General features: G+C 60.5%; 6 protein-coding genes and 2 pseudogenes. 3 read left to right on the top strand and 5 right to left on the bottom strand.

All coding sequences use genetic code 11. The annotated features are described in order from the left end of the window. Window positions 1–585: 585 nt before the first annotated feature. On the bottom strand, window positions 586–1,296 hold the full coding sequence (locus DN412_RS42070; RefSeq protein ID WP_115216882.1) for an SDR family NAD(P)-dependent oxidoreductase: 711 nt from the start codon (window positions 1,294–1,296) through the stop codon (window positions 586–588). A gap of 290 nt (window positions 1,297–1,586) precedes the next feature. Between DN412_RS42070 and DN412_RS42065 the strand changes: the two are divergent. Continuing rightward, window positions 1,587–1,709: pseudogene (locus tag DN412_RS42065) on the top strand (LysR family transcriptional regulator); the annotation flags it as partial. Between the two features lie 34 nt (window positions 1,710–1,743). On the opposite strand, the gene DN412_RS42060 reads toward DN412_RS42065, so the two are convergent. The 4 genes from DN412_RS42060 to DN412_RS42045 form a co-directional block, all read right to left on the bottom strand. Then, the gene (locus tag DN412_RS42060) at window positions 1,744–2,262 is read right to left on the bottom strand and encodes a hypothetical protein (protein ID WP_115216881.1); all 519 of its coding nucleotides are present in this window, start codon (window positions 2,260–2,262) and stop codon (window positions 1,744–1,746) included. A 135-nt stretch (window positions 2,263–2,397) separates the two neighbouring features. Next, window positions 2,398–3,450, bottom strand: a complete 1,053-nt coding sequence (locus DN412_RS42055; protein ID WP_115216880.1) for an alpha/beta fold hydrolase — start codon at window positions 3,448–3,450, stop codon at window positions 2,398–2,400. Window positions 3,451–3,466: 16 nt separating this feature from the next. After that, window positions 3,467–3,658 (bottom strand): hypothetical protein, encoded by a 192-nt coding sequence (locus DN412_RS44310; RefSeq protein WP_208647766.1) that lies wholly within the window; start codon window positions 3,656–3,658, stop codon window positions 3,467–3,469. A gap of 194 nt (window positions 3,659–3,852) precedes the next feature. Continuing rightward, window positions 3,853–4,089 carry a hypothetical protein gene (locus tag DN412_RS42045; protein WP_115216879.1) on the bottom strand — a complete coding sequence of 79 codons (237 nt, stop codon included), beginning with the start codon at window positions 4,087–4,089 and terminating at the stop codon, window positions 3,853–3,855. 587 nt (window positions 4,090–4,676) lie between these two features. On the opposite strand from DN412_RS42045, the pseudogene DN412_RS45370 reads away from it, so the two are divergent. Then, window positions 4,677–4,853: pseudogene (locus DN412_RS45370) on the top strand (ISNCY family transposase); the annotation flags it as partial. A gap of 501 nt (window positions 4,854–5,354) precedes the next feature. After that, complete coding sequence (locus DN412_RS42030) at window positions 5,355–5,591, top strand: hypothetical protein (RefSeq protein WP_115216878.1); 237 nt, start codon at window positions 5,355–5,357, stop codon at window positions 5,589–5,591. Window positions 5,592–5,624 lie beyond the last annotated feature (33 nt).

Raw genomic sequence — 5,624 nt, 5'->3', positions numbered from 1 at the left:
GCTTCTTCGTTGCATCGTCTAACGGCTTCTTCGACACGGCGCGTATCTCCAATCAACCCGTTAGAGATGAAACGCGCCAGCCCTGAATCCGTTGTCATGTTTTTTGTAAATCTCAATAATCGGATAGCAGGATTAGTGGGATGCCCCTTTTGCTAGGTCGCAGCGCCTGAATGGGCGGGCGCAGGCGATGCAAGCGACGTCTGTGCGCTGATCCCGTGCACGGCAATTCCCTCGATCGGATCCAGTGGCTCGCGCCAAGGGGCGCGCTCCAGCGCGCATCGCGTGTCCTGGTACCCGGCCATCCAGCGGCGTTGTTCCCTCCCAGTTATGGGAACGCCAACCGTTCACCAGTATCACCTTACTTGTCAGGTCCGGCAATCGGCGCATTGACTGCCAGAGCGAGCCCCCACCGCGCGACAAGGTGCTTCGTCACGCCCTGGGCATCCGAGGGATGCTGCTGCACTATCAGGTTGCCAGTGACAGTTTGCTACTCCAAGATAACTTTCACGCCTATGACACGGATAGCGAGCGCCCATCGCGGAACAGATTATCGCGGCTGCGCGAATGCTCAAGCCTGACAAACGCTCAGTGGCCTGCGCTCTGCCCGCCGTCGACGTGTAGGATCTCGCCGGTGACGAAGGGCGCGGAATCGAGATACAGCACGGCGTCGACAACGTCGCGCATCTCGCCCATATGGCCCACGGGGTGCAGTGCGCTCAGCCCCGCATGGGTTTCGGGCGGATGCATCGGCGACATGATGATGCCGGGCGAGACAGCATTCGCGCGGATGCCAGTCTTGGCGTACTCGATGGCCAGCGACTTGGTCGCTGCGTTCAGGCCGCCCTTGGTCAGCGAGGCCAGCACCGACGGCACGCCGTTGATCGCATGGTCGACCAGGCTGGTGGTAATGCTCACTACGTGACCGCTGCGCTGCTTCTCCATCTCGGCGATGGCCAACTGCGTAATATGGAAAAAGCCGGTCAGGTTGATCCCCGTTATTGCCGCATAGTCTTCGTCGGTATAGCTCGTGAAGGGCTTGGCGATGAATACGCCGGCGTTGTTGACCAGCGTATCGACGCGGCCAAACTTTTCCACGGCCTCGGAAATGACGCGGCGCGCCGTGGCAGGATCGGCGATATCGCCAGCGACTGCCAAGATATCTGCATCATCCGACGGCTTGATGCTGCGTGCCGTCGCAACCACGCGGTGGCCGCGCTCGCGGAACCCCTTGACCAGTTCGGCGCCAATCCCCTGCGATGCGCCCGTGATGACTACGACCTTCTTTGCTGCGCTCATTTCTCGAACCTCGATGTAAGCTGATTCGACCTTCCGGCCGATCGGGCCGGCGGCTCCGATGGGCTCCAATCTACGCAATTCATCGCCGCCTTCGAAGACCTGGCAGGAACAAACAGTTATGCGCGGAACGTACAAGTTGGTCGGGACACTGGCCTTCCGTAGAGCTTAAAAGGTATGCCTTCAGCAACTGCCGCAGGCAACGTTCCTACACCATCGACTTCTGCCGATGGCGCACATATGATCCTCAGTACGCATGACCCGACAGGCTGCATCGCCACTGACCACCAGAAATGAAAAGGCAGTTCGACGACCTCCAGCTTGGCAGCATTGAACTGTTCTGCCTGGCGGCCGAGCTGGGCAGTTTCACCGCCGCCGCCGTGGCCGCCGGCGTGACACCGCCGGCCGTCCGCCGCATGTACCATTAATAAAGCTTCTTGCGGGACGTCACTATTGTTCCCGCCAGCGCTGATAGAGCAGTGCGGTGACGACAAAGAATGCTGTGTGCGCCATCGCAAAGAACAGCATGCCGCCTGCCGTGAGCACGCTATGCCCTGCGAACCCCTGGCCGATCAGCGGTAGAACCATGCATGCATTCAACAGCCATACAGCGAGCGCGTATAAAAGACCTTTGATCAGCGCACTGGCCGGGAGCCTCGCGAACGTGAACGCGTAGAACACGGCCATCGCGATGCCGACGGCGATATGGAAGACCTGCTGGAACGCGTAAAGCCTGACAAGCGGTAATGCCGACATGCCGAGCGTCTGTGCAAGCAGCGTCAACAATCCGCCGCGCGCGGTGACGAGCCCGAAGTGATCGGCGATGGACAGCAGCGCGGTATTGAGCGCGATGCCCGCGAATCCAGCCAAGGCCGCAGTCGACACTCTAGTCGGGCGGCGCCCGGTCTTCGATACGGTTTCGTTCATATTGCGTTCGCTTGAGGGGGAAACCTCGGTAAAACGGCGCATGCCGCGTTCGCCTGCACAGTCTCAAGACACAACCGGTCCCGCACTGGCGCCACGTTGCCGAAAGGATTGTCGTTGCTGACCTTCTGTCGGCATCCGTGGGCCGCCATTGCGCGATTGGGGCCCGGGTCTGCTGCACTAGAGCCTGCCGACGTCGATCACGGCCTGTGCGAATGCCTGGGGCGCTTCCTGAGGAAGGTTATGGCCGATGCCCCCCGTGATAGTCCTGTGCTCGTATTTCCCGGTGAACTTACCGGCGTAGGCGCTGGGCGGCGGGTGCGGTGCACCGTTGGTATCGCCTTCCATGGTGATGGTTGGCACACCAATGGACGGCGCCAAGGCAAGTCGCTGCTCAAAGGCGTCGTACTTTTCCTCGCCAGGGGCAAGACCTTGCCGCCAGCGATAATTGTGAACGGCAATGGCGACATGGTCCGGATTGTTGAAGGCCGGCGCACTCCGCTCGAACGTGGCGTCATCGAACTTCCACCTCGGCGAGGCTTGCCTCCAGATCAGCTTGGCAAAATCGTGGGTGTATTTTTCATAGCCGGCCCGCCCGCGATCCGTTGCAAGGTAGAACTGGTACCACCACTGGAACTCTGCCTCGGGCGGCAGCGGCGACGCACCGGCCTTCTGACTCCCAATCAGGTAGCCGCTTACCGACACCAGACCCTTGCAGCGCTGCGGCCACAGCACCGCGATGATATCGCCGGTGCGCGCCCCCCAATCGAACCCAGCGAGTGTCGCCTGCCGGATATTGAGTGCATCCATCAGCGCGACGATATCGGCAGCCACGGCTGTCGGTTGGCCGTTACGCATTGTCTCTTGCGACAAGAAACGCGTAGTACCGTAGCCCCGCAGATACGGGACAATCACGCGATACCCGCGCGACGCCAACAGCGGCGCGACGTCAACAAAGCTATGAATATCGTAGGGCCAGCCGTGCAGCAGGATGACCGCGGGTCCGTCGACCGGCCCAGCCTCGGCGTAGCCGACATTGAGCAGCCCGGCGTCGATCTGCTTCATCGACGCAAACGATGTATGGGTACCCGGCCTGGCCGAAGGCAGAATCGATGAATTCGGCGAACGTGTCTGGCCCCTGGCCGAGCCCAGCACGCCGAACTGGGCAGCGGCAAGCGCCACGGCTGTCTTGCCCACGAAGCCGCGACGACGCGAATTGATATTCTCTGACATATTCCTCTCCACCTCATCAAGCGAGGGCATGCCCGCTTGCAACCTCGAAAATCAACTCAATCTCGACGCACGCGCCCAGCGGAATCCGGGCCACACCGAACGTGGAGCGCGCGTGCTTGCCGCGCTCCCTGAGCTTTGCGTAAATATCGTGTGTATCCATATTGAAGTCCTTGATACGGGCTGCTAGCACTGGCTCAACGCGCTTCATCCACGCTGCGCACAGCTTCCTTGGTGCTCACAGCAATTTCGTGTAAGTCAAAATCCGGGCTCGCATCGGGAAGCGATTCCGCTTCCTTGACACTGTCCTGATGCCTTTGATGGCAAAGCAAGGTCGCCACTCGAACTGCGCAACCTGCTCCTCAACAAGGCATTTGCTATCGGGTGCGTGGAAAGCGGCAGGGCCTAGTTGCGGGCGCCGTCCGTGTAGACGTCCCTCGAATCGATGCGGGCACCATCGGAGAACACGTCGCGCGGTCCGATGCGTGCGCCATCGGTAAAGACATCACGCTGGCCGATACGCGCGCCATCCGTGAAGACATCACGAGGCGAATTGACCGCGGCAACGGCGGCTTGTGAGGCGAAGGTGGTAACGGTGGCGATCAGCAGGGCGGCACCGGAGATTTGGCTGAGGCGTTTCATGATTGACTCCTTGGCGAACGAATACAGAGATGACAGTTCAACGATCGGACCTGCGAGGCTTGGTGTGCAGCGCCATGTTTGCGGTCGTTATTGCGTATACGCCGGGAGATCGCGGATCATTCCCCTTGCGGGATTGAAATTTCCAATTGCCGCCATAGCGCCGCGGGGGCATGCGGTGCAGCGCACGGGCCACTACGCGAGGCTGTGATGAATGTGGAGGACGTGAAGTCAGCACCCGCCCGGCGCTTCCAGAATGAGCCTGCTGATCTCGTCAGGAATGTGAGATCACACGATACGTGGCTCGACTTCAACTCGATTGTCCTGGCCCCCATGCGCTTGGTCATGAGGCTCTGGAGGTCAGGGTTGATGGTCCGAACCGCTGCCCACTCGGATCCGTCAGGTCGCTTGCTTATATAGATAGACGCCTCTTTGCCTTCGCCGCCATCCGTGCCTGCAGCTCTTGGTATCGTTCTATCCACATCCCACCTTAAAGCACATCTGCGGCGAATTTTCAAACAAATGGTATGGGCCCCGCCCTCTCGAGCAGGTAGCGAACGGGGCTCCTGCACCAGCGGCATCGATGTTCCAAAAGTGGTACTACGTTCACGTACTTCGCCGCGACGCGTGCGTACCTGAAGCGCCAAGGCAAGCCGATGGCGTTCTACAGCGACAAGGCCAGCGTCTTTCGCGTCAACAAGCCCCACGCAGGCGGCCGCGACGGCCATACCCAGTTTGCCCGAGCCTTGTTCGAGCTAGGCATCCAGCCTGCTCAAGAAGCTGCGCTGCGCGGATTCAGCACCAAGAGTCCGCCTACCCCGTTATGGCGGCGTTCAAAGCCCCAGCTTCTACGCGGCTTCCATGGGCGACCGGACCCATCAACTCTGCCCCCAGCGCCCATGACCGAGTGCATGGGGCCAGGACAATCGAGTTGAAATCGAGTCACGTATCGTGAAGTCAGCACCCGTCGGTACTGCCAGTCATGCAGACCGTCCGGCAGCTTCCAGAATGAGCCTGCTGAACTCGTCAGGAATGTGAGGCCAAACGTTCTCCACATTTATCACAGCCTCGCGTAGTGGCCCGTGCGCTGCACCGCATGCCCCCGCGGCGCTATGGCGGCAATTGGAAATTTCAATCCCGCAAGGGGAATGATCCGCGATCTCCCGGCGTATACGCAATAACGACCGCAAACATGGCGCTGCACACCAAGCCTCGCAGGTCCGATCGTTGAACTGTCATCTCTGTATTCGTTCGCCAAGGAGTCAATCATGAAACGCCTCAGCCAAATCTCCGGTGCCGCCCTGCTGATCGCCACCGTTACCACCTTCGCCTCACAAGCCGCCGTTGCCGCGGTCAATTCGCCTCGTGATGTCTTCACGGATGGCGCACTCATCGGACCGCGCGACGTCTTTACCGATGGCGCACGCATCGGACCGCGCGACGTGTTCTCCGATGGTGCCCGCATCGATTCGAGGGACGTCTACACGGACGGCGCCCGCAACTAGGTCCTGCCCGCTTTCCACGCGCCCGATAGCAAA

The sequence above is a fragment of the Cupriavidus lacunae genome, from assembly GCF_003353055.1.
GTDB lineage: Bacteria > Pseudomonadota > Gammaproteobacteria > Burkholderiales > Burkholderiaceae > Cupriavidus > Cupriavidus lacunae.
Note: the sequence above shows the minus strand (reverse complement) of the source record. Positions and strands in the feature narration are given on the sequence as shown.